This is a genomic window from Methylobacterium sp. AC690 (assembly GCF_979256535.1).
In genome coordinates this window covers 1-26,936 of record NZ_CEEDOX010000003.1, presented here as the reverse complement: position 1 = coordinate 26,936, position 26,936 = coordinate 1, and the positions used below count along the sequence as shown (strand labels likewise).

The 26,936-nt window shown below is 68.9% G+C and carries 23 protein-coding genes and 3 tRNA genes; 18 read left to right on the top strand and 8 right to left on the bottom strand.

Annotated features, from left to right (window positions below):
- The first annotated feature begins 24 nt into the window (after nucleotides 1-24).
- Nucleotides 25-1,329, top strand: coding sequence for a hypothetical protein (locus AC0IY1_RS04220; protein ID WP_156375770.1), 1,305 nt, complete (start codon nucleotides 25-27; stop codon nucleotides 1,327-1,329).
- 316 nt (nucleotides 1,330-1,645) lie between these two features.
- On the opposite strand, the gene AC0IY1_RS04215 is transcribed toward AC0IY1_RS04220, so the two are convergent.
- The 6 genes from AC0IY1_RS04215 to AC0IY1_RS04190 form a co-directional block, all read right to left on the bottom strand.
- Nucleotides 1,646-1,721: transfer RNA gene (locus AC0IY1_RS04215), tRNA-Val, on the bottom strand.
- A gap of 152 nt (nucleotides 1,722-1,873) precedes the next feature.
- Nucleotides 1,874-4,300, bottom strand: a complete 2,427-nt coding sequence (gene lon, locus AC0IY1_RS04210; RefSeq protein ID WP_471767987.1) for an endopeptidase La — start codon at nucleotides 4,298-4,300, stop codon at nucleotides 1,874-1,876.
- A 284-nt stretch (nucleotides 4,301-4,584) separates the two neighbouring features.
- Nucleotides 4,585-5,856, bottom strand: coding sequence for an ATP-dependent Clp protease ATP-binding subunit ClpX (gene clpX, locus AC0IY1_RS04205; RefSeq protein WP_055955375.1), 1,272 nt, complete (start codon nucleotides 5,854-5,856; stop codon nucleotides 4,585-4,587).
- 222 nt (nucleotides 5,857-6,078) lie between these two features.
- The gene (locus AC0IY1_RS04200; RefSeq protein ID WP_055955505.1) at nucleotides 6,079-6,705 is read right to left on the bottom strand and encodes an ATP-dependent Clp protease proteolytic subunit; all 627 of its coding nucleotides are present in this window, start codon (nucleotides 6,703-6,705) and stop codon (nucleotides 6,079-6,081) included.
- 131 nt (nucleotides 6,706-6,836) lie between these two features.
- On the bottom strand, nucleotides 6,837-8,273 hold the full coding sequence (gene tig, locus AC0IY1_RS04195; RefSeq protein WP_471767984.1) for a trigger factor: 1,437 nt from the start codon (nucleotides 8,271-8,273) through the stop codon (nucleotides 6,837-6,839).
- 174 nt (nucleotides 8,274-8,447) lie between these two features.
- Nucleotides 8,448-8,532, bottom strand: a tRNA-Leu gene (locus AC0IY1_RS04190).
- Between the two features lie 232 nt (nucleotides 8,533-8,764).
- On the opposite strand from AC0IY1_RS04190, the gene AC0IY1_RS04185 reads away from it, so the two are divergent.
- Complete coding sequence (locus AC0IY1_RS04185) at nucleotides 8,765-10,234, top strand: multicopper oxidase family protein (RefSeq protein WP_055955381.1); 1,470 nt, start codon at nucleotides 8,765-8,767, stop codon at nucleotides 10,232-10,234.
- Here the strand turns inward: AC0IY1_RS04185 and AC0IY1_RS04180 are convergent.
- Nucleotides 10,231-11,736, bottom strand: a complete 1,506-nt coding sequence (locus AC0IY1_RS04180; RefSeq protein ID WP_471767981.1) for an NAD(P)H-hydrate dehydratase — start codon at nucleotides 11,734-11,736, stop codon at nucleotides 10,231-10,233. The two genes, AC0IY1_RS04185 and AC0IY1_RS04180, sit on opposite strands and share 4 nt — an antisense overlap.
- A gap of 218 nt (nucleotides 11,737-11,954) precedes the next feature.
- On the opposite strand from AC0IY1_RS04180, the gene AC0IY1_RS04175 reads away from it, so the two are divergent.
- The 16 genes from AC0IY1_RS04175 to AC0IY1_RS04100 all read left to right on the top strand — a co-directional run bounded on the left by AC0IY1_RS04175 (nucleotide 11,955) and on the right by AC0IY1_RS04100 (nucleotide 26,459).
- Entirely contained in the window at nucleotides 11,955-12,293 is a 339-nt protein-coding gene (locus AC0IY1_RS04175) for a P-II family nitrogen regulator (protein ID WP_003600526.1), read from the top strand.
- Between the two features lie 449 nt (nucleotides 12,294-12,742).
- Complete coding sequence (gene glnA / locus AC0IY1_RS04170) at nucleotides 12,743-14,155, top strand: type I glutamate--ammonia ligase (RefSeq protein ID WP_055955386.1); 1,413 nt, start codon at nucleotides 12,743-12,745, stop codon at nucleotides 14,153-14,155.
- Between the two features lie 207 nt (nucleotides 14,156-14,362).
- Entirely contained in the window at nucleotides 14,363-15,070 is a 708-nt protein-coding gene (locus AC0IY1_RS04165) for a hypothetical protein (protein WP_471767978.1), read from the top strand.
- Between the two features lie 208 nt (nucleotides 15,071-15,278).
- On the top strand, nucleotides 15,279-16,034 hold the full coding sequence (gene gntA / locus AC0IY1_RS04160) for a guanitoxin biosynthesis heme-dependent pre-guanitoxin N-hydroxylase GntA (RefSeq protein ID WP_103708751.1): 756 nt from the start codon (nucleotides 15,279-15,281) through the stop codon (nucleotides 16,032-16,034).
- Between the two features lie 2 nt (nucleotides 16,035-16,036).
- Nucleotides 16,037-16,999, top strand: a complete 963-nt coding sequence (locus tag AC0IY1_RS04155) for a methyltransferase (RefSeq protein ID WP_055955395.1) — start codon at nucleotides 16,037-16,039, stop codon at nucleotides 16,997-16,999.
- Nucleotides 17,000-17,001: 2 nt separating this feature from the next.
- Nucleotides 17,002-17,979 (top strand): L-histidine N(alpha)-methyltransferase, encoded by a 978-nt coding sequence (gene egtD / locus AC0IY1_RS04150; protein WP_055955398.1) that lies wholly within the window; start codon nucleotides 17,002-17,004, stop codon nucleotides 17,977-17,979.
- A 76-nt stretch (nucleotides 17,980-18,055) separates the two neighbouring features.
- On the top strand, nucleotides 18,056-18,961 hold the full coding sequence (locus AC0IY1_RS04145; protein ID WP_055955402.1) for an MBL fold metallo-hydrolase: 906 nt from the start codon (nucleotides 18,056-18,058) through the stop codon (nucleotides 18,959-18,961).
- 158 nt (nucleotides 18,962-19,119) lie between these two features.
- The gene (locus AC0IY1_RS04140; protein WP_055955508.1) at nucleotides 19,120-19,935 is read left to right on the top strand and encodes a quinoprotein dehydrogenase-associated SoxYZ-like carrier; all 816 of its coding nucleotides are present in this window, start codon (nucleotides 19,120-19,122) and stop codon (nucleotides 19,933-19,935) included.
- Nucleotides 19,913-20,542, top strand: a complete 630-nt coding sequence (locus tag AC0IY1_RS04135) for a rhodanese-like domain-containing protein (protein ID WP_471767975.1) — start codon at nucleotides 19,913-19,915, stop codon at nucleotides 20,540-20,542. Before AC0IY1_RS04140 ends, AC0IY1_RS04135 begins: the two co-directional genes overlap by 23 nt.
- 35 nt (nucleotides 20,543-20,577) lie before the next feature.
- On the top strand, nucleotides 20,578-20,970 hold the full coding sequence (locus tag AC0IY1_RS04130) for a thioredoxin family protein (protein WP_055955405.1): 393 nt from the start codon (nucleotides 20,578-20,580) through the stop codon (nucleotides 20,968-20,970).
- Between the two features lie 9 nt (nucleotides 20,971-20,979).
- Nucleotides 20,980-21,699: a cytochrome c biogenesis CcdA family protein gene (locus AC0IY1_RS04125; protein WP_055955408.1), complete on the top strand. Its 720-nt coding sequence runs from the start codon at nucleotides 20,980-20,982 to the stop codon at nucleotides 21,697-21,699.
- An 82-nt stretch (nucleotides 21,700-21,781) separates the two neighbouring features.
- A complete protein-coding gene (locus AC0IY1_RS04120; protein WP_055955411.1) occupies nucleotides 21,782-22,360 on the top strand; it encodes an NADPH-dependent FMN reductase in 579 nt (192 codons plus the stop codon).
- A gap of 74 nt (nucleotides 22,361-22,434) precedes the next feature.
- A complete protein-coding gene (locus AC0IY1_RS04115; RefSeq protein WP_055955414.1) occupies nucleotides 22,435-22,773 on the top strand; it encodes a hypothetical protein in 339 nt (112 codons plus the stop codon).
- 145 nt (nucleotides 22,774-22,918) lie between these two features.
- Complete coding sequence (gene rnr / locus AC0IY1_RS04110; RefSeq protein ID WP_055955417.1) at nucleotides 22,919-25,228, top strand: ribonuclease R; 2,310 nt, start codon at nucleotides 22,919-22,921, stop codon at nucleotides 25,226-25,228.
- A gap of 39 nt (nucleotides 25,229-25,267) precedes the next feature.
- Nucleotides 25,268-25,759, top strand: a complete 492-nt coding sequence (locus tag AC0IY1_RS04105; protein ID WP_055955419.1) for a DUF983 domain-containing protein — start codon at nucleotides 25,268-25,270, stop codon at nucleotides 25,757-25,759.
- On the top strand, nucleotides 25,704-26,459 hold the full coding sequence (locus tag AC0IY1_RS04100; RefSeq protein WP_055955422.1) for an NUDIX hydrolase: 756 nt from the start codon (nucleotides 25,704-25,706) through the stop codon (nucleotides 26,457-26,459). Before AC0IY1_RS04105 ends, AC0IY1_RS04100 begins: the two co-directional genes overlap by 56 nt.
- Nucleotides 26,460-26,738: 279 nt before the next feature.
- Here the strand turns inward: AC0IY1_RS04100 and AC0IY1_RS04095 are convergent.
- Nucleotides 26,739-26,815: transfer RNA gene (locus AC0IY1_RS04095), tRNA-Met, on the bottom strand.
- Nucleotides 26,816-26,936: the final 121 nt, after the last annotated feature.

Genomic DNA, 26,936 nt, shown 5'->3' with positions numbered 1-26,936 from the left:
CGTACGCTCGTGCTAGGTCCACCTATGACATCCACCTCGGTCCGCCTTGCTCTTCCTACTATCATTGCTGCGTTCACCGGCATTTTGCTTGGCACGCCTTCTCAGGCTGACCAGCTTCCCTGGCAGGGTCGGATTGACAGCGCATCGCGCAATCTGTGGGTCAACCCGGATGGTGCCGTTGGTGATCAGGTCCCCAAGGTCGTCCACAACGACGGTCTGAGCGTCTACGGACCTCGGCGCTGGATCTTCCAGCAGGTAACCCTGACTCCCTACGTAACCGGGCAGCGCGTGACGTGGGCAGACGGCAGCACCGCCATCCGGATGCTCAACGGCTTTGCAGCCTCGGGGCCGGTCACTATCGGAACCGGCTTCAAGACCTTCACCGTGGCTCGCGGCTTGAATTTTGCCGCTGGTTTCCCGGTCAATGCGGTTGCGGCCCACGATCACTCGAAATCGATGCGTGGAACGATCGCTTCGTACAGGGGTACGAAGCTTGTCCTGGATGTCGCTGTCGTAGCCGGCTCGGGTATCGTCGATCATTGGACGATCGGCGCATCGGGTACGACGAAGCAGGGCCAAACGAAGCTCGTCACGTCGGCGGCGTCTCCCGCAGGCAGCACCATGCTGACCTTCGCCAACACGGCTGGCGTGCAGAGAGGCGCAAACGTGGAGTTCGCCTTCGACGCTCAATTCAGGTCGAACAACGGGATCCGGCGCGGCACCTACGTCGTCAGCAAAACAGATACGACCGTCACGCTGAGCCAAGCCCTTGTCTCGCCGGCCGGGGCACCGGCAGGCGTCTCCGTCATCGAGGGGCAACAGGTCACGTTCTACGGGAACCAGGGCAATTTCCTGTACCAGGACATTCAAGCCGCGGACGCCGTGGGCTTCCGATATGGGACACCCGAGGCGCGAGATGCGACGCTTTCCTTCGACGTGGTTTCGTCGGGACTGCCGAACTGCACGGCGTCGATCATGATGCTCGGCTACAAATCGCTCTCCAAACTCGGTCGCTCGTACGTTCAGTCCTTTCCCGTCACGTCGACCAAGACGCGCGTCACCTTGCGCATCAAAGGTGACAAGGTCGGTGCGCCAGGAACCTGGAAAGCAGGCCTCGGAGCCAATGACTGGGGCGGCCTCTGGGGTGCGATCGGGTTCGCCTGGGAAAGCCAGGGCACCCCGACCGCACGGAACATTCCGGATGGCCAATGGAGCGACGTCACTGCGGTCGGTGGTTCGGATCAGCAAACATGCGATCTAACCGGAACGGTGGGGGCTATGGTCGACGTCTCGAACGTCAAGCTTACGCTCGATGAGCCGAGGCCTTAGGTCGCGTTGCTCCGCTCAGGCCGCAATCAACGAAGATCTTGGAGTCCGCCAGTCCCGCTTCAGCGGGCGAATCCCGTCTCGCCGGAACGCCGACGCCGACCGTCCTTCTTCGTCCGTGGCAGAAAGAGACGTAGGCCACGGCGAAGCTGCTAGCGGCCTCGATGCGGAAGGCTTCAGCCAATTCGATGTGGCGCCTAGGGTCGGAAAACGACGCGGTTCAGAGGACAAAATCAGTCCCATAATCGGGGTTTCCGAGGATTTTCGGGGATCGGCCACCAGCCCGTCAAAATCAAAACGGCTAAGTCGTTGCAATGCATGGTGGGCGGTGAGGGACTCGAACCCCCGACCCTCTCCGTGTAAAGGAGACGCTCTACCAACTGAGCTAACCGCCCGAGCCACCGCAGGTTTGCGCGCGATGCGAGGCTTCGTACCGGAAGGGCGGGCGGGGGCGCAACCCCCTCCCCCGGCGGGCCCCGGGTCCGGGTACGAAAAAGGCCCCGGCAGGGTTGCCGGGGCCTCGCTTCGAGTCAGGGTCGCATCGCGCTCAATGGGCGATGACCGTCGCGGAATCCTCGTCGGCGATGACCGGGCGGACCTTCGGAGCAGGTTCCTCCCACTCGATCGCCTCGGGGACGCGGACCAGGGCGTGCTGGAGCACTTGATCCATCCGCGAAACGGGGATGATCTCCATCCCGTTCTTCACGCTGTCGGGCACCTCGGCGATGTCCTTGGCATTCTCCTCCGGGATGAGGACCGTCTTGATGCCGCCGCGGAGCGCGGCGAGCAGCTTCTCCTTCAGGCCACCGATCGGGAGCACGCGGCCCCGCAGGGTGACCTCGCCCGTCATCGCCACGTCGCGGCGCACCGGGATGCCCGTCAGCGTCGAGATGATCGCGGTCGCCATGCCGATGCCGGCGGACGGACCGTCCTTCGGGGTCGCCCCCTCGGGAACGTGGACGTGGATGTCCCGGCGCTCGAACAGCGGCGGCTCGATGCCGAAGTCGACGGCCCGCGAGCGGACGTAGCTCGCCGCTGCGGAGATCGACTCCTTCATGACGTCGCGCAGGTTGCCCGTGACCGTCATCTTGCCCTTTCCAGGCATCATGACGCCCTCGATCGTCAGCAGCTCGCCGCCGACCTCGGTCCAGGCCAGACCCGTGACCACACCGACCTGATCCTCCTCGTCGATCTCGCCGTAGCGGAACTTCGGCGGGCCGAGGAAGACCGGGAGGTTTTCCTCGGTGACGCTGACGGCCTTCACCTTGGTGATGAGGATCTCCTTCACCGCCTTGCGGATCAGGTTGGAGATCTCACGCTCCAGGTTGCGGACGCCCGCCTCCCGCGTGTAGCGGCGGATGAGCATCAACAGACCGGAATCGTCGACCTGCCACTCCTTGGCGTCGAGACCGTGCTTCTTCACGGCGCCCGGGATCAGGTGCTTGCGCGCGATCTCGAGCTTCTCTTCCTCGGTGTAGCCGGCGATGCGGATCACCTCCATGCGGTCCATCAGGGGCGCAGGGATGTTCAGCGTGTTGGCGGTCGTCACGAACATCACGTTCGAGAGATCGTAGTCCACCTCCAAGTAGTGGTCGTTGAACGTGGCGTTCTGCTCCGGGTCGAGAACCTCCAGCAGTGCGGCCGACGGGTCACCCCGGAAGTCCATGCCCATCTTGTCGATCTCGTCGAGCAGGATGAGCGGGTTCGAGGTCTTCGCCTTGCGCATCGACTGGACGATCTTGCCGGGCATCGAACCGATATAGGTCCGGCGGTGACCGCGGATCTCGGCCTCGTCGCGCACGCCGCCGAGGGACATGCGCACGAACTCACGGCCCGTCGCCTTGGCGATGGACTTGCCGAGCGAGGTCTTGCCGACGCCGGGGGGACCGACGAGGCACAGGATCGGGCCCGTGAGCTTGTTTGCACGCTGCTGCACGGCGAGGTACTCGACGATCCGCTCCTTCACTTTGTCGAGGCCAAAATGGTCCTCGTCGAGCATGACCTGGGCGCCGAGCAGATCCTTCTTGATCTTCGAGCGCTTGCCCCACGGGATGCCGAGCATCCAGTCGAGGTAGTTGCGCACCACGGTCGCCTCGGCCGACATCGGCGACATCTGGCGCAGCTTCTTGAGCTCCGCCACCGCCTTGTCGCGGGCTTCCTTGGTGAACTTGGTCTTCTCGATCTTCTCCTCGAGCTCGGCCAGCTCGTCCTTGCCGTCCTCGGAGTCGCCCAGCTCCTTCTGGATCGCCTTCATCTGCTCGTTGAGGTAGTACTCGCGCTGGGTCTTCTCCATCTGCCGCTTGACGCGGGTCCGGATGCGCTTCTCCACCTGGAGCACGGAGATCTCGCTCTCCATCAGCGACAGCACGCGCTCGAGGCGCTGCGCCACCGTGGGGATCTCCAGGATCGCCTGCTTGTCGGCGATCTTGACCGCCAGGTGCGAGCCGACGGTGTCAGCGAGCTTCGAGGGCTCGTCGATCTGGGTCACCGCGGAGACGACCTCGGGCGAGATCTTCTTGTTGAGCTTCACGTAGTTCTCGAACTCGGCGATCACCGAGCGCGCGAGGGCTTCCGCCTCGACGCTGTCACCGAGCTCGTCGGTCAGGGTCTCGGCCTCGGCCTCGTAATAGGTGTCGGACTTGGTGAAGCGGGAGATCTTGGCACGGCCGGCGCCCTCGACCAGCACCTTCACGGTGCCGTCGGGCAGCTTCAGGAGCTGCAGCACGCTGGCCAGGGTGCCGATCTTGTAGATGGCGTCCGTCGAGGGATCGTCCTCGCTGGCGTTGATCTGCGTCGCCAGCAGGATGTGCTGGTCGGTGCGGACCGCCTCCTCGAGAGCGCGGATCGACTTCTCGCGACCGACGAAGAGCGGCACGATGATGTGGGGGAACACGACGATGTCGCGCAGGGGGAGGACGGCGTAAGAGCCCGTCGAGCCCGGAACGACGGGTTGGCGCGATTTCGATTGAGTCATATCGGACTTCCTCATGATGGACGCCGGGCAGTCACTCCTCCCAGGGAGCAAGCATCCTGCCAGGGGCCGACCGGGCCGCGAGGGGGTCGGAAGTGTCTTGGTGGAACAGTCTTGGTGAGACAGTCTGGAAAACGGTCTTGGACTGTGCGGCTGGTGGCGGGACACCGCACCTCAGAGGGTGAGCGTGCGGCCATCGCGCTGAGGCTTCAGATGGAAATCGGGGCGGATGTTTTCAAGCATCCGCCCCGAGGCTCAACCCAGACCTGACGCGACCCGGAAGGGCCTCAGGCGCTGACGCTGGCCGGGGCTTCCTTGTTGCGGTCGCCATGGATGTAGAGCGGCCGTGCCTTGCCCTCGACGACTTCGGGACCGATCACGACCTGCTCGACGGATTCGAGGCCCGGCAGGTCGTACATCGTCTCCAGGAGGATGGTCTCCAGGATGGAGCGCAGGCCGCGGGCGCCGGTCTTCCGCTCGATCGCCTTGCGGGCGACCATGGAGAGCGCCTCTTCCTGGAAGGTCAGGTCGACGTTCTCCATCTCGAACAGGCGCTGGTACTGCTTGACCAGGGCGTTCTTCGGCTCCTGCAGGATGCGCTTCAGGGCGGTCTCGTCGAGGTCCTCGAGGGTCGCCAGCACGGGCAGGCGGCCGACGAACTCGGGGATGAGGCCGAACTTCAGCAGGTCCTCGGGCTCGACGTTGCGGAAGATCTCGCCGGTGCGACGGTCGTCGGGGGCCTGCACGGTCGCGCCGAAGCCGATCGAGGTGCCCTTGCCGCGGGCCGAGATGATCCGCTCGAGGCCCGCGAAGGCGCCGCCGCAGATGAACAGGATGTTGGTGGTGTCGACCTGCAGGAACTCCTGCTGCGGATGCTTGCGGCCACCCTGCGGAGGCACGGAGGCGACGGTGCCCTCCATGATCTTCAGCAGCGCCTGCTGCACGCCCTCGCCCGAGACGTCACGGGTGATCGACGGGTTGTCGGACTTGCGCGAGATCTTGTCGATCTCGTCGATGTAGACGATGCCGCGCTGCGCCCGCTCGACGTTGTAGTCGGAGGCCTGGAGCAGCTTGAGGATGATGTTCTCGACGTCCTCGCCGACGTAGCCGGCTTCCGTGAGGGTGGTGGCGTCCGCCATGGTGAACGGCACGTCGAGGATGCGGGCCAGGGTCTGGGCCAGCAGCGTCTTGCCCGAGCCGGTCGGCCCGATCAGCATGATGTTCGACTTCGCCAGCTCGACGTCGTTGTGCTTCGAGGCGTGGGCGAGGCGCTTGTAGTGGTTGTGGACCGCGACCGAGAGGACCTTCTTCGCGAAATCCTGACCGATGACGTAGTCATCGAGGACGCGGCGGATCTCCTTCGGGGTCGGGACCCCGTCGCGCGACTTCACCAGGGAGGACTTGGATTCCTCGCGGATGATGTCCATGCACAGTTCGACACACTCGTCGCAGATGAACACCGTCGGGCCCGCGATCAGCTTGCGGACCTCGTGCTGGCTCTTGCCGCAAAACGAGCAGTACAGCGTGCTCTTCGAGTCGTTGCCGCCAGTCTTGCTCATATCGGTCTCCGTTCGCGGGCATGGCGCCGGTCCGGGGCGCACACGCATCCTTCGAATTTAATGGCGTCCGCCTAAAGAAACAGTCACCTGCGCGCATCTGCCGGCTTCGATCAGACTGGCGATGCAAGCACGCGACCGCGACGGGATCAAGGCAGGCACCGAAAAAGCGCCCCGCCTCGAAACGACGCGCCGGGCCGGACGGCCCGGCGGTCCCGGTCGGGTTTACGCGGCGACGGGCTCGGGCCGCTTCTGGATCACCTCGTCGATGAGCCCGAACTCCTTGGCGGCATCGGCCGTCATGAAGTTGTCGCGCTCGAGGGCCTGGACGATGGTGTCGTAGTCGCGGCCGGTATGCTTCACGTAGATCTCGTTGAGGCGCTTCTTCAGGGCCTCGATCTCGCGGGCATGGATCAGGATGTCGGTGGCCTGGCCCTGGAAGCCGCCGGAGGGCTGGTGGACCATGATCCGGGCGTTCGGCAGGGCGAAGCGGTGGCCGGGCTCGCCGGCGGTGAGGAGCAGCGAACCCATCGACGCGGCCTGGCCGACGCAGAGCGTGGTCACGGGGCAGCGGATGAACTGCATGGTGTCGTAGATCGACAGGCCGGAGGTCACGACGCCGCCCGGCGAGTTGATGTAGAAGGAGATTTCCTTCTTCGGATTCTCGGCCTCGAGGAACAGCAGCTGCGCGACGATCAGCGACGCGCCGTAATCCTCGACCGGGCCGGTGAGGAAGATGATGCGCTCGCGCAGCAGGCGCGAGTAGATGTCGAAGGCACGCTCACCGCGGCTCGACTGCTCGACCACCATGGGCACGAGCGCGCTGTTATAATAGTCGACCGGATCTCTCATCATCACGTGCCCCAGCTACAAGGGGTCCGGCCGCGCCACGAATCGGGCGCGCACCGGACGTTTCAGCGAACTACGGCGATGGTGAACATCGCCTTACTCTCGGCCCGCCGCCCTCGTGGGAGCAGCGAGGCTCAGTCGGCCTTGGCGACGGCGGGCAGGCCCTCGTCGGTTCCGGCCGAGGCGGACTCGTCGGTCTCGCTCTTCGGCTCGGACTTGCCCTCGGCGTCGTCCTCGTCGGCGAACAGCGCCTCCTTCGAGACGGGCTCCTCGACCAGCTTCACCTGCGCGAGCACGTGGTCGACGACCTTCTCCTCGAAGATCGGCGCACGGAGCTCGGCGAGCGCCTGGGCATTCTTGCGGTAGAAGTCCCAGACCTGCTGCTCCTGGCCGGGATACTGCCGCACCCGGGCGATCAGCGCCTGGTTCACCTCGTCGTCCGAGACCTTGATATCGGCGGTCTCACCGACCTGCGCAAGCACCAAGCCGAGGCGGACGCGACGCTCGGCGATTTTGCGGTACTCGGCGGTCGCCTTCTCCTCGGTGGTGCCCTCGTCCTCGAAGGTCTTCTCGCGGGTCTTCAGGTCCTGCTCGACCTGGGCCCACACGGCGGCGAACTCCTGGTGGACGAGGCTCGGGGGCAGCTCGAAGGCGTACTTGGTGTCGAGGGCGTCGAGCAGGTCCTTCTTGAGCTTGCGGCGGGACTGCGCCTCGAAGTCGCTGCCGATGGCGGTGGAGACCGCCTCCTTGAGCTTCTCGAGAGATTCCATGCCGAAGGTCTTGGCGAGCTCGTCGTCGATCTTGGTCTCGCCGGGGGCCTGGATCGCCGTGACGGTCACGTCGAACTCGGCATCCTTGCCGGCGAGGTGGGCGGCGCCGTACGCCTCCGGGAAGGTCGACTTCACGACGCGCTGATCGCCGACCTTGGCGCCGACGAGCTGATCCTCGAAGCCGGGGATGAACGAGCCGGAGCCGAGCTCCAGGTCGATGCCCTCGCCCTTGCCGCCGTCGAACTCGGTGCCGTCGATGCGACCGACGAAGTCGATGGTGACGCGGTCGCCGGTCTCGGCGGCGGCGCCGTCCTCGCGGGGCGCGAAGGCGCGGTTGGAGGAAGCCATGCGGGTGATGGCCTCATCGACCTCCGCGTCGGAGGGCTTGGCCACCTGCTTCGTCAGGCTGACGTCGGACAGGTCGACGAGATCGAAGGTCGGCAGCACCTCGAGGGCGACGTTGAACGAGACGTCGTCCTTGGCGTCGAGGGCCCGCTCGACGATCGACTGCTCGCCGGGGAACTCGATCTTGGGCTCGAGGGCGAGCTTGAGATTGTTCTCCGTCACGATCTTCTGGTTCGCCTCGTTGACGGCGTTCTGCAGCACGTCGGCCATGACCGAGCGGCCGTAGAGCTTGCGCAGGTGCGCGACCGGCACCTTGCCGGGACGGAAGCCCTTGATCTGGGCCTTGTCCTTGAGGGTCGACAGCTCGCTGGTCAGGCGCTCCTCGAGCTCGTTCGCGGCGAGCAGGACCTGAAACTCGCGCTTCAGTCCCTGGGAGAGTGTCTCGGTCACCTGCATGGTCGTCTTTCCGCTGTCGTCCGTGTGATCGCGCAAATTCGGTTTGTCCCTCGCAGCCCGCCCTTGCGGGCCCCACGAGGTCGGCGCCGGAATGATGCGCCGCCGGGGGCCGGCTTCCTGCAGCGGGCCGGCCGGCCATCGCACTGAGCCAATCCGTTCCCGATGGCGATGGACTGGTGCGGGCGGAGGGGCTCGAACCCCCACGTCTTGCGACACTGGAACCTAAATCCAGCGCGTCTACCAGTTCCGCCACGCCCGCAAGCGCCAACGCCCAGCGCGCTTTCCGCCGCCAGAGCGGGGTCCTATAGCACGCGCGCCACGGGCCGCAGCAAAAAAATCAGGGCTCGCCGCGGATCGGTCCCGGCGCCGGCAGACGCCTCCGGACGACGATTTGGCGTCCGCCGAATCCGCATTCTACAAGCGCTGCCCGGACCACGAACACCGCCTGGACGCTCGCGCCCGGTCCTGCCCTCCCCCGATACCGAGGTTTCATGCCGAACACCCGATCGCTCGTCCCGAACGATCCCGTCTCGGCCTCGCGCCGCGCCCTGCTGGGCGGCGTCGCGGCGCTGGCCCTGCTGCCTCGCGGCGCTCGCGCGCAGGGGACCAAGGCACCGCCGGCCCCCGCCGCAGTCCCGAGCGCTCCTACGGCGGCGGGATCCGCCCGCGCCCTGACGGCGGCCCCCGGCACCCTGCGCCTGAAGCCCGAGCCGGCGGCCCCGACGCCGGTCTGGTCCTTCGACGGCCGGGCGACGCCCCCGGTGGTGCGGATCCGGCTCGGCGAGACGGCGCGGCTGAAGGTGGAGAACAGGACGGACAAGCCGCTCAGCCTGCACTGGCACGGGGTGCGCAACCAGAATCCCATGGACGGGGTCGGCGGCGTCACCCAGGCGCCGATCGCCCCGGGTGCCGACTTCACCTACGCGTTCGTGCCGCCGGATGCCGGCACCTTCCTGATTCGCCCCCTGGTGGTCGGCGGGTCGAGCGAGCCCTCGGGCCGGGGCCTCGCCGGCGCCCTGGTGGTCGAGGAGGCCACGCCCCCCGCCGTGGACCAGGACCTGACCCTGCTGATGCAGGACTGGCGGCTCGACGACGCCACCACCCTGCTGCCCTTCGGCCAACCGATCTTCGCGGCGAGCTCCGGGCGCCTCGGCAGCCTCGTCACCCTGAACGGGGTGCCGGTGCCGGCCCCGATCACGGCCCGGCCGGGCAGCCGCCTGCGCCTGCGCCTCGGCAACGTCTGCAACGCCCGCGCCACCCGCATCCGCTTCGACGGCGTGAAGGTCTACGTGCTGGCGGTCGACGGCCAACCGACCGACACCTTCGAGCCCCTACGGGCCACCCTGCCCTTCCCGCCCGGCACCCGCTACGACCTGATGCTCGACATGCCCACCGAGGCCGGCGCCAAGGGCGCGATCACGGCGCTGATCGGCAACGGCATCGCCCTCGCGACCCTCGCGGCGACGGGTGAGGCCGCCGCACCGCCGCGGCCGCCGATCGCCAAGATCGGCGACAATCCGCTGCTGCCGGCGGAGGTGAAGCTTCAGAACGCGGTCCGGCGCGACATCACCATCACGGGCGGCGCCAGGGTCGACAAGGACAAGCCCGCCGCCGAGCCGGTCTATACCGGCGACCCTTCCCGGGTCTGGTCGGTGAACGGCGCCCCCGGCACGGCCGGGATGGCGCCCCTGTTCTCGGTCAAGCGCGGCCAGGTGGTGGTGCTGGCGATCCGGAACGAGACCGCCTTCCCGCAATCGCTGCACCTGCACGGCCACGTCTTCCGGCTGCTCCACCCCCTCGACGACGGCTGGGAGCCCTACTGGCTCGACACCTTCCAGCTCCTTGAGGGCCGGACGGCGCGGATCGCCTTCAAGGCGGACAATCCCGGGCGCTGGCTGATCAGCGCCACGGTGCTGGAGCGCTTCGACACCGGTCTCTGGACCCTGTTCGAGGTCACCTAGGCCCCGAGCAGCGCGCCGAGGACCTCGGGCATCATGTCCGGCAGATCCTCGGCGATCAGGCCCGGCCCGTGGCGCAGACCGGCATCGCCGTGGAGCCAGACCGCCGCGGCGGCGGCCTCGAACGGCGCCATGCCCTGGGCCAGGAGCCCGGCGATGAGTCCGGCCAGGACGTCGCCGGCGCCGGCGGTGCCGAGATAGGGCGTGCCGTGATCGTTGATGGCGGCCCGGCCATCGGGGGCGGCGACGACGGTGTCGGCGCCCTTGAGGACCACGACGGCACCGGCCAGGGCAGCGGCCCGGCGGGCGCGCGCCAGCTTGTCCGCCTCCGGATCCACCGCGTCCGTCCCCTCGAACAGCCGGGCGAACTCGCCCTCGTGCGGCGTCAGCACCGCGGCGGAATCACCGTCGGAGAGGTGCGCCCCCAGGAGGGCCGCCTGTCCCTTGAAGCTCGTCAGGGCGTCGGCGTCGAGGACGAGGGTGCGCCCCGCCGCGGCGGCCACCGCCACGAGATCGCGGGTGCCCGCGCCGACCCCGAGACCCGGGCCGGCCAGGACCACGTTGAGACGCTCGTCCACGAGGAGGTCGTCGAGGTCGTCGGCGCTGTCGCAGGCGCGCAGCATGATGGCGGTGCAGTGGGCGGCGTTCTCCGCCATCGCCGCGCTCGGCGAGACCAGGGTGACGAGGCCGGCACCGACCCGCAGCGCGGCGCGGGCCGCCATCCGGGCAGCCCCCGTGCGGGTGGCGGGCCCCGACAGGACGAGGGCGTGCCCGCGCGTGTACTTGTGGCTCGCAGCGCTCAGCCGCGGAAAGACCGCATCCCAGAGGCCGGGTCCGTTGCGCCAGGCCGGCGCAGCCCCAGCGAGGCCCGCCTCCAGGGCGTCCGCGCCGGTACCGATCTCGGCCACCTGCAGGGTGCCGCAATGGCTCCGTCCGGGCTCGAGAAGATGCCCGGGCTTCAGGGCCACGAAGGTGACGGTCTCGGTGGCGCTCACCGCGACGCCGCGGATAGCGCCGGTATCCCCGTCGATCCCGCTCGGCACGTCGACGGCGAGGATGGGACAGACGGCCTGCCCGAGCCGTTCCACCAGGGCGGCGACGGCCCCCTCGAGGTCGCGCGCGAGGCCTGCGCCGAACAGCGCGTCGACGACGAGGCCGTAGGCCGAGAGGTCGCCGACCGCCGAAAGCTCGGACACTGGTCCGGTCCAGCCCTTCGCCGCCTCGGCCGCATCCCCGGACAGCGCGCTGGGCGGCACCAGCCCGGCGAGGTCGACCGGATGGCCGGCCTCGGCGAGGCGGCGGGCCACCACGTAGCCGTCGCCGCCGTTGTTGCCCGGCCCGCACAGGACCAGGATGCGGGCCCCCGCCCCGGCCAGTGCGCGGGCGCGCTCGGCCACGGCGACCCCGGCCCGCTCCATCAGGGCGAGACCGGGGGTTCCGGCCGCGATCGCGGCCGCATCGACCCGGCGCATCGCCTCGACGTTGAGCAGACGCAGGCTGGTCATGGGGGTTTTCTCCTGGGATGCATGCCGGGATTGTTGCCCGGCTGCTCGTCTGAGGCTCACGAAACCGCCTCAGGCCGGGCTTCCGCTCAAACGATTTGCGGCACGTGCTTGGTTGTTGTGCAGTTTTCCGCCCTTACCGAACAAATCGGCGTGGCGAAGGCCGGACGGCGATGATACCAACGATGGATCAAGCAGCATCGAGGTCAGGCCCGCCCGGCATGAAGAAGATCGAAGCGATCATCAAGCCTTTCAAACTGGACGAGGTGAAGGAAGCTCTGCAGGAGGTTGGCCTCCAGGGCATCACCGTGATCGAGGCGAAGGGCTTCGGGCGCCAGAAAGGGCACACCGAGCTCTATCGCGGGGCCGAGTACGTGGTCGACTTCCTGCCCAAGGTGAAGCTCGAGATCGTCCTGTCGGACGCCCTCGTGGAGGGCGCCGTCGAGGCGATCCGCAAGTCGGCCCAGACCGGCCGCATCGGCGACGGCAAGATCTTCGTCTCCACCATCGAGGAAGCCATCCGCATCCGCACCGGCGAGACCGGCACCGACGCGATCTGAGGCGTCGGGCCTCCGGGCCACGCGGCAGGACCCGACTCCCGAGGACGGGCGTGACGCCGGGAAGAAGGTCGGGAAGCGGCAGCTTGCTTCGACGCGTGACAGTCCGGCCCTTGGGGGCGGCGACGCCGTCTCGAGGAACCGTCCGCCGTCCCGGCACGCCGCCCAGCGTACCCCGAAGCCCGGCGGTCCGGCGCGCCGCGTCACGATCACCCGATTTCGTCACGCCCTCCCGGACCGGCCCCATCGGGGGAAAGACAGATCTAAGTTTCTGTTTTTGCGGATCTTCTCCCGGTCGTTCCACGGCGGGCGGCGTGAAATTACGCTGGCCGGAAGGCTTCAGCTGCGCTAAACGCTCGACGCCCAAGACCCTTCCGCTCTGCGGCGCGCCGGTGCCCGCTGCGGCAAAACCACGGCCGCAACGGGCCGAGACATGAAGGAGACCCCCAAGGATGGCCAAGACTGCAGCCGACGTCCTGAAGGAAATCAGGGACAACGACGTCAAGTACGTCGACCTTCGGTTCACCGATCCGCGCGGTAAGTGGCAGCACGTCACGTTCGACGTCTCCCTCATCGACGACGAGATGTTCTCCGAAGGCACGATGTTCGACGGCTCGTCGATCGCCGGCTGGAAGGCCATCAACGAATCCGACATGCTGCTGATGCCTGACCCGGCGACCGCCTGCATGGACCCGTTCTTCTCGGCCTCGACCATGTCGATCGTCTGCGACGTGCTCGAGCCCTCCACGGGCGCGCCCTACAGCCGCGACCCGCGCAGCACCGCCAAGCTGGCCGAAGCCTTCCTCAAGTCCACCGGCATCGGCGACACCATCTATGTCGGCCCCGAGGCCGAATTCTTCGTGTTCGACGACGTCAAGTTCGGCTCCGACCCGTATCACACCGGCTTCCAGCTCGACTCGACCGAGCTGCCGACCAACGGCTTCACCGACTACGAGGGTGGCAACCTCGGCCACCGCGTCGCCACCAAGGGCGGCTACTTCCCGGTGCCGCCGCAGGATTCGGCGCAGGACATGCGCGGCGAAATGCTGGCCGCCATGCAGTCCATGGGCGTGAAGGTCGAGAAGCACCACCACGAGGTGGCCTCCGCTCAGCACGAGCTGGGCATGAAGTTCGACACCCTGACGCTGCTCGCCGACCACATGCAGATCTACAAGTACTGCATCCATCAGGTCGCCCAGAGCTACGGCAAGACGGCGACGTTCATGCCCAAGCCGGTCTACGGCGACAACGGCTCGGGCATGCACGTGCACCAGTCGATCTGGAAAGACGGCAAGCCGCTCTTCGCCGGCGACAAGTATGCCGACCTTTCGCAGGAGTGCCTCTGGTACATCGGCGGCATCATCAAGCACGCCAAGGCGCTGAACGCCTTCACCAACCCGTCGACCAACTCCTACAAGCGGCTGGTGCCCGGCTACGAGGCTCCCGTGCTGCTCGCCTACTCGGCGCGCAACCGCTCGGCCTCCTGCCGCATTCCGTGGACGACGAACCCGAAGGCCAAGCGCGTCGAGGTCCGCTTCCCCGACCCGATGGCGAACCCCTACCTCGCCTTCTCGGCCCTGCTGATGGCCGGCCTCGACGGCATCATCAACAAGATCGATCCGGGCGCGGCCATGGACAAGGATCTCTACGACCTGCCCCCGCGCGAGCTGAAGAAGATCCCCACCGTCTGCGGTTCGCTCCGTGAAGCCCTGCAGAACCTCGACCGCGACCGCGCGTTCCTGAAGGCCGGCAACGTCTTCACCGACGACCAGATCGACTCCTTCATCGAGCTGAAGATGACCGAGGTCATGCGCTACGAGATGACCCCGCACCCGGTCGAGTTCACGATGTACTACTCGCTCTGAGCGCGCGTGCCGGGCCGCGCGCCCGGCTCACCGGACGACGACGCAACGCCGGAGCCTCACGAGGGGCTCCGGCGTTTCGCGTTTCCGTGGGCCGGCCTCGATACCGCGCCGAACGGTCCGGGCGTCGGTTGTCCGGGAGGGACCGGGCCCACGGAACCTTCGCGGCTCCGGCGCGCTTGCCGCCCCGACGCGGAGACCGGGACCGAGATGCAGCGGGACGACCAGACTCCCCGAGCCCAGCGGAGCGACCGCCTGGAGCGTTCCAATGCCCTGGTGCAGACCCTGGCGATCCTCGCCGCCGGCGCCTGGGCGGTCTACACCTTCATCTATGAGGCCCGGATCAAGCCGGCCCTGGAGCCGCCCGCCGTCTCGGTGACGACGAGCCTCGTTCGGGCAGGAGAGCGCGACCGGCACGTGGCCATCCGCTCCACCGTGACGCGCAAGAACGTCGGCCAGACCGGCGTACGCGTGCTCGGCCTCGTCTACAACGTCACCGGGGTGCGGGTGCGCTTCGATGCGGCGCCCAGCGGCACGCCAGCGGGCGAACGCGCGCCCGCCGATCGCACCACCACGGCGCGCGCCTACGGCTTCACGGGCCCCGGTGAGGCGATCCTGCGCGAGGGCCGACTCTTCGCCGGCGCCACCGAAGCGGGGGGCGAACCCTCCGACCTGAATCCCGGCGAATCGGTCTCGCGCGATCTCATCGTGTACGCCGACCGTGACCGTTTCGACTTCGTCCGCTTCGAGGTCAGCCTCGTCTATACCAAGGGCGACGAGCCCCCGGTGCTCCTGACTTTCGAGACAGGTCCAGACGGCACCCTCACGCTGAAGGCCAAGGCGAATTGCCAGGCGGAACCGCAGACCTGTGAGCGGCTGAAGAGCACGGATTTCGGCACCGAATTCTCGCTCTGGTAGGACGCGCTCGACACGCGTGGTTATCCACAGTCCTGCGGCAGTTTTGCAGGGAACACGGGTCACGCGGGTGATCTTCATCTGAGGCTGCGGGCGTATCGCCAAGGCCGCCATCACCGCCTCGTCAGGCACTTGGTTGGTCTTGCTTGTGTCTGAATTCGGACATCGACGCATCGCAGCACGATGATGATGGTCGAGATTTCGAGTTGCTATGCTTCTGCCTCCCGATGACACGTCGCATCCCCTGGCTCAGCGCTTCCGGGACTTCATTCGCCATCGCCCCTTTCCCTGTGTCGGCGCCAAATCGGCCCTGTCGCGCGGGGGCATGACCCTGGTGGTGGCCCGGGGCATCGGGACCCCGGCCGACGATGCCCGGATCTACGCGGCCCTCCTGGCCTTCGTCTGGCGCTACCGTCAGGCACCGGAGCTGTTCCAGAGCTTCGCGGTGCTGTTCGACGGCGAGGCACCGGACTCGGAGGAAGGATTCGAGGCCGCCCTGTGGACGCGGGTGCAGGCCCTCACCGACCGCGACGGCCAGCTCGGCCAGCCGCATGATTCCCGCGTCGCCGCCGACCCGGAGGACCCGCATTTCTCGGTGAGCCTCGGGGGCGAAGGCTTCTTCATCGTCGGTCTGCATCCGGCGGCGAGCCGCCTCGCCCGCCGCTTCGCGGCCCCGGCCCTGGTGTTCAACCTGCACGACCAGTTCCAGCGCCTGCGGGCGGAGGGGCGCTACGAACGCCTGCGCGACAGCATCGTCGCCCGCGACGTCGCCCTGGCCGGAACCGCGAACCCGATGCTGGCCGACCATGGCGAGCGCTCCGCCGCACGCCAGTTCAGCGGTCGCGCGGTGCCGGACGATTGGACCTGCCCGTATCAGCGCCGTGCCGAGCCGGCGGCCTGGGACGGCGACGAGGTGATCGCCGCCCTGCGCAACGGCGCCTTCGTGGCCGAAGGCATGGAGGGCTGAGGATGGAAGCACGCAGCGCCGCCCCCGCATTCCCCGAGGTCGCGCCCGAGGCGCTGCTCGCCCTGACGCGGGCGGTGCGCGAGACGGGCTACGGCTTCACCACGGTGACCCCCGCCACCCATGCCCGGGTGAACGCGCGGGCCGAGAACCGACGCGCGCAGACCCTGCGCGACGTGCTCGGCTGGAGCCGGCCCTTCACGCCCGACCTCCTGCCGCCCGATCTCCTCGCCACCCTCGAACGGGCCGGTGCCGTGACCCGAGACGGCGCGGCATGGCGCCCGACGGTCCGGCTCTCCAGCCTGGATGGCGAGCTCTTCCTGCACTCGGCCTACCCGCCGAGCGCCGCCGACGCGGTGTTCTTCGGTCCCGACACCCTGCGCTTCGTCTCGGGGGTGCTCGCGCACCTCGCCGAGCGGACGACACCGGTGCGGCGTGCGGTCGATATCGGCTGCGGCTCCGGCGCGGCCGGCATCTGCATCGCCAAGCGGGCACCGGAGGCGGCGGTCTGCCTGGTCGACATCAACCCGGCCGCCCTGCGTGCCGCCGAAGTGAATGCCGCGGCGGCGGGGGTCGGCAACGTCCACCTGCAGCGGAGCGACATGCTCCAGGCGGTACAAGGGGACTTCGACCTCATCGTCTCGAACCCGCCCTTCATGATCGACCGCGGCGCACGGGCCTATCGCCACGGCGGCGGCCCCCTCGGCGCCGGGCTCTCGCTGCGCGTCGTCGAGGCGGCCCGCGAGCGCCTCGCCCCGGGCGGCAGCCTCGTGCTGTTCACCGGCGCGGCGATCGTCGACGGCGAGGACCCGTTCCGCCAAGCCGCCGGCGGCCTGTGCGAGGCGGCGGGGCTCACATGGGAGTACCGGGAGTTCGATCCCGACGCCTACGGCGAGGAGTTGGAGGACCCGGCCTATGCCGGGGTCGAGCGCATCGCCCTCGTGATCCTCACGGCAACGCGCGCATGAGCATGGTGATAGAGCGGCAGCCTGCCGAATGCGACCGCGCCGAGTCCGACCGCGCCGAGTCCCAACGTGCCGAGTTCCTGCGCGATGCCCTGGCCGGGCTCTCGGCCGAGCCGCGGACGCTGCCGGGCAAGTACCTCTGGGACGCGATCGGCTCCGATCTGTTCGACCGGATCTGTCACACCCGCGACTATTACCCGACCCGGCGCGAGATGACGCTGCTGCCGGAGGTGGCTCTCGCGGTGGCGGCGGACGTGGGGCCTGGGGCCACCGTGGTGGAGTTCGGCAGCGGTGCCAGCCGTAAGATCCGCACCCTCCTGGATGCCCTTGATCGGCCCGCGGCCTACATCGCCGTGGACATTTCCGGCGACTATCTCGCCGAGGCGATCCGGCGGCTGGCTCCGGACTACCCGCGGGTGGCCATGCAGGCGGTCTGCGCCGACTACGCCAAGCCGTTCACCCTTCCCCTGCCGGCGGGGGGCGGGCCGGTCCTCGGATTCTTCCCGGGCACCAGCATCGGCAACTTCACGCCCGCGGAGGCCGGCGCTTTCCTGGCCCGGGCTCGGGACGCCCTCGGCGACTGCCTCTTCCTCGTGGGTGCCGACCCCACCGTCGACCCCGACATCCTGCGGGTCGCCTATGGCGGTGCCGACGGGCTGATGGACGCCTTCCATCGCAACATCCTGGTGCGGATGAACCGGGAGCTCGGCGCCGAATTCGACACCGACGCCTTCGCCCAAGCCGTCCGGCTCTGCGACGCCCCCTTCCGCGTCGAGGCGCACCTCGTGGCGCAGCAGGCCACCACCGCGCGGCTCGACGGCACCGATTTCGCCTTCGCGCCCGGCGACAGCATCCGCACCGACACCTCGCACAAGTACACGCCGGAGGCCTTCGCGGCCCTGGCGACCGCGAACGGTTGGACGCCGGTGCGGCATTGGGCCGGCACGGAGGGTGGCTTCAGCCTGCATCTGCTCCGGGGCTGACCTAAGGGGCCGAGCCGCGGAGCGAACCACGTCGGAAGAGCACAGCACGTCGGAAGACGACCCCGGGAGACTACCAATGGCACAGCAGGTTCCGGTCTCGCGCGAGGCCGTCATCACGGACCGCGACTTCGAGGATCGCGACGGCGCGGGCGGCGGCACCCATCCCGTCGCCGAGGATCTCGCCTATCGCCGCCTCGCCCTGGTCAACGTGATTCTGGCCGGGCCGCCGGATGCCGGGGACCGGGGCTGGGTGCTGATCGATGCCGGGATCCCCGGCTCGCGTCGCTGGATCGAGGCTGCCGCGGCCGCGCGGTACGGCACCGGGGCGCGGCCCTCCGCCATCGTCCTCACCCACGGCCATTTCGACCATGTGGGCGTGCTGGAGGATCTGGCCGAGGCCTGGGACGTGCCGGTCTACGCACACGCCCTGGAGCGGCCCTACCTCGACGGTTCGGCCGCCTACCCGACGCCCGACCCAAGCGTCGGCGGCGGCCTGATGGCACGGATCGCCCCGCTCTATCCGACGCGCCCGGTGGACGTCTCGAAGCGCCTGCGCCTGCTGCCCGAGGATGGCAGCGTGCCGCCGATGCCGGGTTGGCGCTGGATCCACACGCCGGGGCACGCGCCCGGCCATGTCTCCCTCTGGCGCGAGGGCGACCGAACCCTGATCGCTGGCGACGCCTTCGTGACCACGGCGCAGGAATCCGCCTACGCGGTGGCGACGCAGGCGCCCGAGCTGCACGGCCCGCCCATGTACCTGACCACCGACTGGGCGGCAGCACGGCACTCCGTCGAGATCCTTGCCGCCCTGAAGCCGGAGCGAGCCGTCACCGGGCATGGGCGCCCGCTCCAGGGACCGGAGCTGCGCCGCGCCCTCGACGCGCTGGCGCAGGATTTCGACCGCATTGCAGTGCCGAAGCAGGGCCGTTACGTCGCCAAGCCGGCGACGGCTGCAGAGGGCTCGGCCTATCGCGAACCCTGACGCGCCGGGCGCCTCGTCACGCAAACTTGCGCAAGATATCTCCGCGTACGGCGATCCGATCTCGGACTTTCCCGGCGCCTTGGCGTAAGCAGGCTGCAAAGACCGCCGCTTCCGCGGCAAGGCCTGCACGATCGTGCGAGGAGTGAAACGCCATGCGGATGTCCCACCGCGCCGCTGCCCTGAGCGCCGGCCTGTTCTTCGCGGCCCTGGCCGTGCCCGGTACCACCTGGGCCGCCGCGGGCGACGATGCCGCCGAGCGCGACGCGCGCTGGAAGGAACTGCAGCAATCGATCTTCGGAGATCGTCCGGTGGAGACCGCCAAGCCACTGGTGCGGATGGACCTGCCGGACCGGGCCAACGACGCCTCCCTCGTGCCCCTGACCATGACGATCGCCGACAAGGATCGGATCAAGGGCCTCTACCTCGTCATCGACGACAACCCGGCGCCCCTCGCCGCCCACTTCACCTTCGGTCCCGCGGCCGATCCGGAGGAACTGAAGCTGCGCATCCGGGTCAACACCTACACCAACGTCCACGCGGTCGCGGAGACCAAGGACGGGGCGCTGGTGCAGACCACCCAGTTCGTGAAGGCCTCCGGCGGCTGCTCGGCGCCCATGGGCATGACCGACGAGGAGGCGATGAAGGGCATGGGCGACATGCGCCTGAAATTCGCCGATGCGGCCCCGGGCAAACCCATCGCCGCGACCCTGATGATCCGCCATCCGAACTTCACCGGCCTGCAGATGAACCAGGTCAGCCGCGAGTACACGCCCGCGCGCTACATCAACCGGATCAGCGTCACCTACGGCAGCAAGAACGTCTTCGTGATGGAGGGCGATATCTCGATCTCGGCCAATCCGGTGATCAACTTCGCCATGCTGCCGGAGGGCAAGGGCCCGATCACGGTGGTGACGCAGGATAACCAGGGCGGACGCTGGGAGCACAGCTTCGATGCACCGGTCGCCAGCAACTGAGCGCCTCCGCCGCGCCGCGGCGGCTTTCTCGGTCGCTTGCCTCGTCGCTTGCCTGGCGGCCACGGTTCTGACCGCGGCGGCCCCGGCGGATTCGCCGGTCGACGTGCCCGAACCCGCCGGCCTGTGGGAGGGCGCGCTCCAGGGCTACACCCCCAAGTCCCTCGCGGGTGCCACGGTGCTGGACGGGCCTCGGCTCGACGCCCTCCTGGCGGCCGGGCCGGCCGTGCTGATCGATGTGTCGGAGGCCGACCCGACGCCGCCGAACCCGCCGGCCGGACGCCTGTGGCGGCCGATCCACCGGGCGATCCCGGAGAGCACCTGGCTGCCGGGGGCGGGATCGGGGACCCTCTCGGCGCCCGAGCAGGTCGCCCTCGCCGCACGGATCGCGGCCCTGACGCAGGGAGACCGCGGCCGGGCGATCGTGACCTACTGCCACCCGGATTGCTGGGGCAGCTGGAACCTCGGCAAGCGCCTCGTCCATCTCGGCTACCGCAACGTGCATTGGTATCCGGAGGGGATCGAGGACTGGCAGGACCGGCACGACACGGCGGCGATCCACCCCGACGAAATCTGGACGCGACGCGCCAAGGACGGCGCAGGGCCCTGAGGCCCGATTCACTCCAAGCCGAGGCTAAGCCTTCCATGCTGTACCGCCGCTCGCTTCTCGCCCTGCTGGCGCTCGCACCCCTCGCCCTGGCGGGACCGGCCGCGGCCGCCGAACCGGTGCCGTTCACGCCCGAGGCCTTCGCGGCCGCGCAGAAAGCGGGCAAGCCGATCCTCGTCGAGGTCAGCGCGCCCTGGTGCCCGATCTGCAAGACCCAGAAGCCGATCCTGGCCACGCTCGCCGAGCAGCCCCGGTTCAAGGACCTCGTCATCTTCGATGTCGATTTCGACACCCGGAAGGACGTGCTGCGGCAGTTCAATGCCCGCATGCAGAGCACCCTGATCGCCTTCAAGGGCGAGACCGAGACCGGCCGCTCGGTGGGCGAGACCCAGCCCGAGTGGATCGAGGGTCTCGTCGAGAAGACGCTCTAGGACGCCGCGGTGGGCACCAGCCTGGGACTGGCCTTCCTCGCCGGCCTGCTGTCGGTGCTCTCGCCTTGCGTGCTGCCGCTGCTGCCGCTGGTCCTCGGTGCCGCAGCCTCCGAGCACCGCTTCGGGCCCCTGGCGCTCGCCGGGGGCCTGGCCCTTTCGTTCGTGGCGATCGGCCTGTTCGTGGCCACGATCGGCTTCGGCCTCGGGCTCGACACCGGGATCTTCCGGACGGGCGCCGCCATCCTGATGATCCTGCTCGGCCTGGTGCTGATGCTCCCGGCGGCACAGACGCGTCTCGCGGTCGCCGCCGGTCCGCTGAGCAACTGGACCGAGACGCGCTTCGGCGGGCTCTCGACCACCGGCCTCTCGGGACAGTTCGGCGTCGGCCTTCTCCTGGGCGCGGTCTGGAGCCCGTGCGTCGGGCCGACCCTCGGGGCTGCCTCGCTCCTGGCCTCCCAGGGACACGACCTCGGCGCCGTCGCCCTCACCATGTTCCTGTTCGGCCTCGGGGCCGCCCTTCCCCTTTGCGTCCTGGGCACCCTGTCCCGCGCCACCCTGGTGGGTTGGCGCGACCGGATGATGAGCCTCGGCAAGGGCCTCAAGGTCGCCCTCGGCCTCATCCTCGTGGTGACGGGGCTCGCGATCGTGCTCGGCGCCGACAAGGCGCTGGAAACACTCCTCGTCGACGCCTCCCCGGACTGGCTCACGCGGCTGACGACGCGGTTCTGACGACAGGGCTGTCCGGGCGGCGGGCTTGGTGGCCGCCGCCACCCGGGCGTATCCAGGGACGGCATCCCCCGGAGGTCATCCCATGTCCCTCGTCGTCCCCGTCATTCTCGGCTCCGTCCGCTCCGACCGGCAGGGCCTGCGCGCCGCCCGCTTCGTCATCCGCGAACTGGAGAGCCGCGGCCTCGAGGCGCCGCTGGTGGACCCGGCGGTGCTGAAGCTCCCGCTCCTCGACCGGATGTACAAGGAATACCCCAAGGGCGAGGCGCCGGCCGTCCTCGAGGATCTGGCCACCCTGTACCGGCGCGCGGACGCCTTCCTGGTCGTCTCGGCCGAGTACAACCACGCGATCCCGCCCGCCCTGTCGAACACCCTCGACCATTTCCTGGAGGAGTATTCCTGGCGGCCCTCCGGCATCGTCTGCTACTCGGCCGGCCAGTACGGCGGCGTGCGCGCGGCGATGCAGCTCCGGGCGATGATGGCCGAGCTCGGCGCTTCGAGCATCCCCTCGCTCCTGCCGATCCCGCGCATCGGCAAGGTCCTGGACGAGGCCGGTGCGGCCCAGGACGACTGGCTGCCGAAGGCGGCGAAGCGCTTCCTCGACGAATTGGTCTGGTACGCCGAGGCCCTGCAAGCCCGGCGGGCGAAGGGAACGCCCTACTGAGGCGCGTCGGGACCCGGTCTGGCGCGAGCCTTGCCCCAGGGTCCGGGTCGATTTCCTCATGCCGAGTGCCCCTCATGTCCGAGACCACCACGGAACTTCGTACGCTCCTCGCCAACCTCGTGCGAGCCGCCCTGATGTCGGACGACCGGGCGAGCGCCCTCTGGCGCGAAGCCGCCCGGCAGGGTCAGGCGGGTTTGGCCGCCGAACCGGCCAAGCTCGCAGGCTTGAATGTCGAGGGCTTCTGGACCCTGGCGGTCAGGGAGGCCGAGGCGCCCGAGTATCGTGCGGCCGAGTCGCAGGTGGAGTTCGGCTTCCCAGCGCTCTGTCCGTTCACCCTGGCCGAACTCACCGCGCCCGGCTTCGACGTCGATGCGGCGGTCGAGCGCCTGCGGAAGTCCGCCGCCACCGGCTGAACCATGTTGAGGGCCGGGCCCACGCCGTTGCCGGGGCGGGGTCCAGCGCCCATGTTAAGGACCTGTCGTCGGGTCGCGCTCCCGCCCCCGGCGAGACACGTCCTCTTCGCGTACGGCTTCGCGCCCGCGCAGCGAGCCGGATCCCTTGGCAAAACGCATCAATCCCAATCCCGGCGCCGCCGGCCTTCCCTCCCGCGAGCAGATCCTCGCCTTCATCGCCGCCTCCACCGAGAAGGTCGGCAAGCGCGAGATCGCTTCGGCCTTCAACATCAAGGGTGCCGACCGGATCGGCCTCAAGCGCATCCTGAAGGAGATCGAGGAGGACGGCGCCATCGCCCGCGGTCGCGGCGGCCTCGCACCCTCCGGCCGCCTGCCGCCCGTGGTGCTCGCCGACATCACCGCCCGGGACCGCGACGGTGAGTTCCTGGCAAGTCCCGCCGAGTGGGATATCGGCAACGGCGCTGCCCCGAAGATCACCGTCGCCACGCCCCGCGGCGGGAAGCGCCCGGGCCAGCCGGCGCCGGGCATCGGCGACCGCGTGCTCATGCGGGTCGAGGCCAGTGCCGGCGAGCCGGGCCGCTACACCGGCCGCGTCATCAAGGTGCTGGGCAAGAACAAGTCCGACATCATCGGCATCTTCCGCGCCGGCCCCCAGGGCGGACGGATCATCCCCGTCGAGAAGCGGGCGCAGGGCCGGGAGGTCGCGATTCCCGCCGGCGAGGAGGGGGACGCCCGCGACGGCGACCTCGTCAGCGTCACCCTTCAGCGCGAGAGCCGCTTGGGCCTGCCCCAGGGCCGGGTGCGCGAGCGCCTGGGCTCCCTCGGCTCGGAGAAGGCGATCAGCCTGATCGCCCTGCATCTCCACCACATCCCCCATGTCTTCGCCGCTGCCACCCTGGCGGAAGCCGACGCCGTGGTGCCGGTGGGCCTCGACGGACGCGAGGACTGGCGCGAGGTGCCGCTCCTGACCATCGACCCGCCGGATGCCAAGGATCACGACGACGCCGTGATGGCGAACCCCGATCCCGACCCGGCCAATCCGGGCGGGTTCGTCGTCACCGTGGCCATCGCCGACGTCGCCGCCTACGTGCGCCCGGGTTCGGCCCTCGACCGCGAGGCGCTCCTGCGGGGCAACTCGGTCTACTTCCCCGACCGGGTCGTGCCGATGCTGCCGGAGCGCATCTCCAACGACCTCTGCTCCCTGCGCGAGGCCGAGGACCGGCCGGCCCTGGCCGTCCGCATCGTGATCGATGCCGAGGGCGCCAAGCGCCGGCACAGTTTCCACCGGGTGATGATGCGCTCCCGGGCCAAGCTCAGCTACGCCCAGGCCCAGGCCGCCATCGACGGCTTCGCCGACGAGACCACCGCCTCTCTGCTCGAGCCCGTGCTGCGTCCGCTCTGGGCTGCCTACGAGGCTCTGCGCCGGGCCCGCGACGCCCGCGGACCGCTGGCGCTCGACCTGCCGGAGCGCAAGGTGCTGCTCACGGCGGACGGGGCGGTCGATCGCGTGGTGGTCCCGGCCCGCCTCGACGCGCACCGGCTCATCGAGGAGTTCATGATCCAGGCCAACGTCGCGGCGGCCGAGACCCTGGAGCAGGCGCGCCAACCCCTGATCTACCGGGTGCACGACGAGCCGGCCCTGGAGAAAATGCGGGCGCTCGGCGAGGTCCTCGCCTCCATCGGCATCAAGCTGCCGAAGGAGGGCATCCTGCGACCCGCCCTGTTCAACCGCATCCTCGCCACCGTGGCCGAGACCGAGCACGCCATCTTCATCAACGAGGTCGTGCTGCGCTCCCAGGCGCAGGCGGTCTACGCCGCGCAGAATCTCGGCCATTTCGGGCTCAACCTCCGGCGCTACGCGCACTTCACCTCGCCGATCCGGCGCTACGCCGACCTCATCGTGCACCGGGCCCTGATCACCGCGTGCCGCCTCGGCTCGGACGGCCTGTCCTCGGAGATGTCCGTGGCGGCCCTCGACCAGATCGGAGAGCAGATCTCGGCGGCCGAGCGCCGCGCCATGGCAGCCGAGCGGGAGACCATCGACCGCCTCATCGCCCATCACCTCGCCGACCGGGTCGGCGCGACCTTCACCGGGCAGATCTCCGGCGTCACCCGCTCCGGGCTGTTCATCAAGCTCGATGAGACCGGGGCCGATGGCTTCGTGCCGATCTCCACCATCGGGGCCGACTATTACCGGCACGACGAGGCCAAGCATGCCCTGGTGGGTGAGCGCTCGGGCGAGACCCATCGGCTGGGCGACCGGGTCGAGGTCCGCCTGGTGGAGGCGGCCGCGGTCGCCGGAGCACTGCGCTTCGAATTGCTGTCGGAGGGACAGGCACGGCCGGAACGCGGAACGCGCCCCGGGCCGAACCGCTCGGTTCGCAAGCCCGGCGCTCCTGGCCGGCCGGCCGGCATCCGCAATACCGGGTCGCGCCACCGCGGCTCGCGTCGCTGAGGCGAAGGGTCTAGGCTGAGCGCCATGCGAGGAGTCGAGATGACCGATACCGTCGAGCCGGCCCAGGCCGAACGCACCCCGCTCCTGCGTGCGTTGGGACGCGGCTTCCTCGGCCGCTGCCCCCATTGTGGCGCGGGCCGCATCTTCGGAAAATTCCTCAAGGTCCGGCCGCATTGCGACGTCTGCAGCCTTGAACTGTCGCATCACCGGGCCGACGACCTGCCGCCCTACATCGTCATCTTCATCGTCGGTCACATCGTCGGGTACTTCCTCCTCGAGACCGAGATGAATTACGACGTGCCCCTCTGGTTTCAGCTGACCTTCTGGCCCCTCGTCACCCTGCTCGGATCGCTGGGGCTGCTGCAGCCGGTGAAGGGCGCAGTGGTGGGGCTGCAATATGCGCTTGGCATGCACGGCTTCGCCACGCTACCGGTGCCGGGCGCGGCGACGGGGCCGCAGGGCGAGGAGAGGCCGCATGGACCAGCCGACGGGCGTGCCGCCGACCGAGCGGCCGGATTCGGTCCCGCCTGAGGCATCAGCCCGCAAGGCGGCCCTGAGACCACGCAACGCCGCGACCCTGATCCTGCTCGACCGGAGCAAGCGTGCACTTCGGATTCTGATGGGGCGCCGGCATGCCAGCCTCGCCTTCATGCCCGGCAAGTTCGTCTTTCCCGGAGGCCGGATCGAACCGGGCGACCGGCACATGCCGGTGGCCGGCGCGCTGCCGGCGCGCTGCAACGACGCCCTGGCGGTGAAGGTCGCACGGGGGGGTGAAGGCCTCGGGCGCGTGCTCGCCCTCGCGGCGATCCGCGAGACCTACGAGGAGACCGGCCTCCTGCTCGGAACCCGCGATTACGGCCCCCCGGATACCGCCCCGGCCGGCACCTGGAGCGCCTTTCGCGAGGCCGCCATCCTTCCGGATCTCGAGGCCCTGCACTTCGTCGCCCGAGCGATCACCCCGCCGGGCCGCCCGCGCCGGTTCGACACCCGCTTCTTCGCGGCGGACCGGACTGCCATCGCCGACGAGATCCCTGGCGTCGTCTCGCCCGACGCGGAACTGGTGGAACTCGTCTGGGTGAGCTTCGCAGAGGCGCGCGCTCTCGATCTGCCTCGGATTACCCGGGTCGTCCTCGACGACCTTGAGGCGCAGGCCCAGGGAGGCTTCGCGCCCTACCGGACCATCCCGTACTATTACGAGCGCAATGGCAAGCCTCAGCGCGAAACGCTGTAGGCGGAACCGCTTTCCTCTCGACGCCGTTGATGAACAACAGATCGTGAGGGAGGAACCAGTCGATGTTGAAGGGCGGATTGCTTTGGCTGATCGGTATCCCGATCCCCATCATCCTGTTGATCTACTTTTTCACGTCTTGGTTGCGGTAGCCGTGTGAGGCCATTGAACGCCGAAAAGCCCACCATGGTTTTCACCGGGGCGGGCTTTTGTTTGTATAGGCCTAGAACGCCGAGCGGCCCGTCGCGTGTGTTGCGCGGCGGGCCTCTCGGCGTTTGGGTTTGGTTGCGGGGACAGGATTTGAACCTGTGACCTTCAGGTTATGAGCCTGACGAGCTACCGGGCTGCTCCACCCCGCGCCACCTTGGATCGTTTGAGGGAATGGCTCGGTGTGAGCGTCACGTGTTCTGTGCAGGTCTGGCGGCGACCGACTCTCCCGTGTCTTGAGACACAGTACCATGGGCGCTGGTGCGTTTAACG

Bases quoted from the DNA above. Each gene is read 5' to 3' on its own strand.
- AC0IY1_RS04140 (WP_055955508.1), top strand. From the start codon at position 19,120: ATGTCCCACCGCGCCGCTGCCCTGAGCGCCGGCCTGTTCTTCGCGGCC.
- tig (WP_471767984.1), bottom strand. From the start codon at position 8,273: ATGCAGGTGACCGAGACACTCTCCCAGGGACTGAAGCGCGAGTTTCAG.
- gntA (WP_103708751.1), top strand. From the start codon at position 15,279: ATGCTTCTGCCTCCCGATGACACGTCGCATCCCCTGGCTCAGCGCTTC.
- AC0IY1_RS04185 (WP_055955381.1), top strand. From the start codon at position 8,765: ATGCCGAACACCCGATCGCTCGTCCCGAACGATCCCGTCTCGGCCTCG.
- AC0IY1_RS04165 (WP_471767978.1), top strand. From the start codon at position 14,363: ATGCAGCGGGACGACCAGACTCCCCGAGCCCAGCGGAGCGACCGCCTG.
- AC0IY1_RS04145 (WP_055955402.1), top strand. From the start codon at position 18,056: ATGGCACAGCAGGTTCCGGTCTCGCGCGAGGCCGTCATCACGGACCGC.
- glnA (WP_055955386.1), top strand. From the start codon at position 12,743: ATGGCCAAGACTGCAGCCGACGTCCTGAAGGAAATCAGGGACAACGAC.
- AC0IY1_RS04130 (WP_055955405.1), top strand. From the start codon at position 20,578: ATGCTGTACCGCCGCTCGCTTCTCGCCCTGCTGGCGCTCGCACCCCTC.
- AC0IY1_RS04100 (WP_055955422.1), top strand. From the start codon at position 25,704: ATGGACCAGCCGACGGGCGTGCCGCCGACCGAGCGGCCGGATTCGGTC.
- AC0IY1_RS04115 (WP_055955414.1), top strand. From the start codon at position 22,435: ATGTCCGAGACCACCACGGAACTTCGTACGCTCCTCGCCAACCTCGTG.
- AC0IY1_RS04155 (WP_055955395.1), top strand. From the start codon at position 16,037: ATGGAAGCACGCAGCGCCGCCCCCGCATTCCCCGAGGTCGCGCCCGAG.
- AC0IY1_RS04220 (WP_156375770.1), top strand. From the start codon at position 25: ATGACATCCACCTCGGTCCGCCTTGCTCTTCCTACTATCATTGCTGCG.
- clpX (WP_055955375.1), bottom strand. From the start codon at position 5,856: ATGAGCAAGACTGGCGGCAACGACTCGAAGAGCACGCTGTACTGCTCG.
- AC0IY1_RS04200 (WP_055955505.1), bottom strand. From the start codon at position 6,705: ATGAGAGATCCGGTCGACTATTATAACAGCGCGCTCGTGCCCATGGTG.
- AC0IY1_RS04135 (WP_471767975.1), top strand. From the start codon at position 19,913: ATGCACCGGTCGCCAGCAACTGAGCGCCTCCGCCGCGCCGCGGCGGCT.
- AC0IY1_RS04175 (WP_003600526.1), top strand. From the start codon at position 11,955: ATGAAGAAGATCGAAGCGATCATCAAGCCTTTCAAACTGGACGAGGTG.
- lon (WP_471767987.1), bottom strand. From the start codon at position 4,300: ATGACTCAATCGAAATCGCGCCAACCCGTCGTTCCGGGCTCGACGGGC.
- AC0IY1_RS04120 (WP_055955411.1), top strand. From the start codon at position 21,782: ATGTCCCTCGTCGTCCCCGTCATTCTCGGCTCCGTCCGCTCCGACCGG.
- AC0IY1_RS04180 (WP_471767981.1), bottom strand. From the start codon at position 11,736: ATGACCAGCCTGCGTCTGCTCAACGTCGAGGCGATGCGCCGGGTCGAT.
- egtD (WP_055955398.1), top strand. From the start codon at position 17,002: ATGGTGATAGAGCGGCAGCCTGCCGAATGCGACCGCGCCGAGTCCGAC.
- AC0IY1_RS04105 (WP_055955419.1), top strand. From the start codon at position 25,268: ATGACCGATACCGTCGAGCCGGCCCAGGCCGAACGCACCCCGCTCCTG.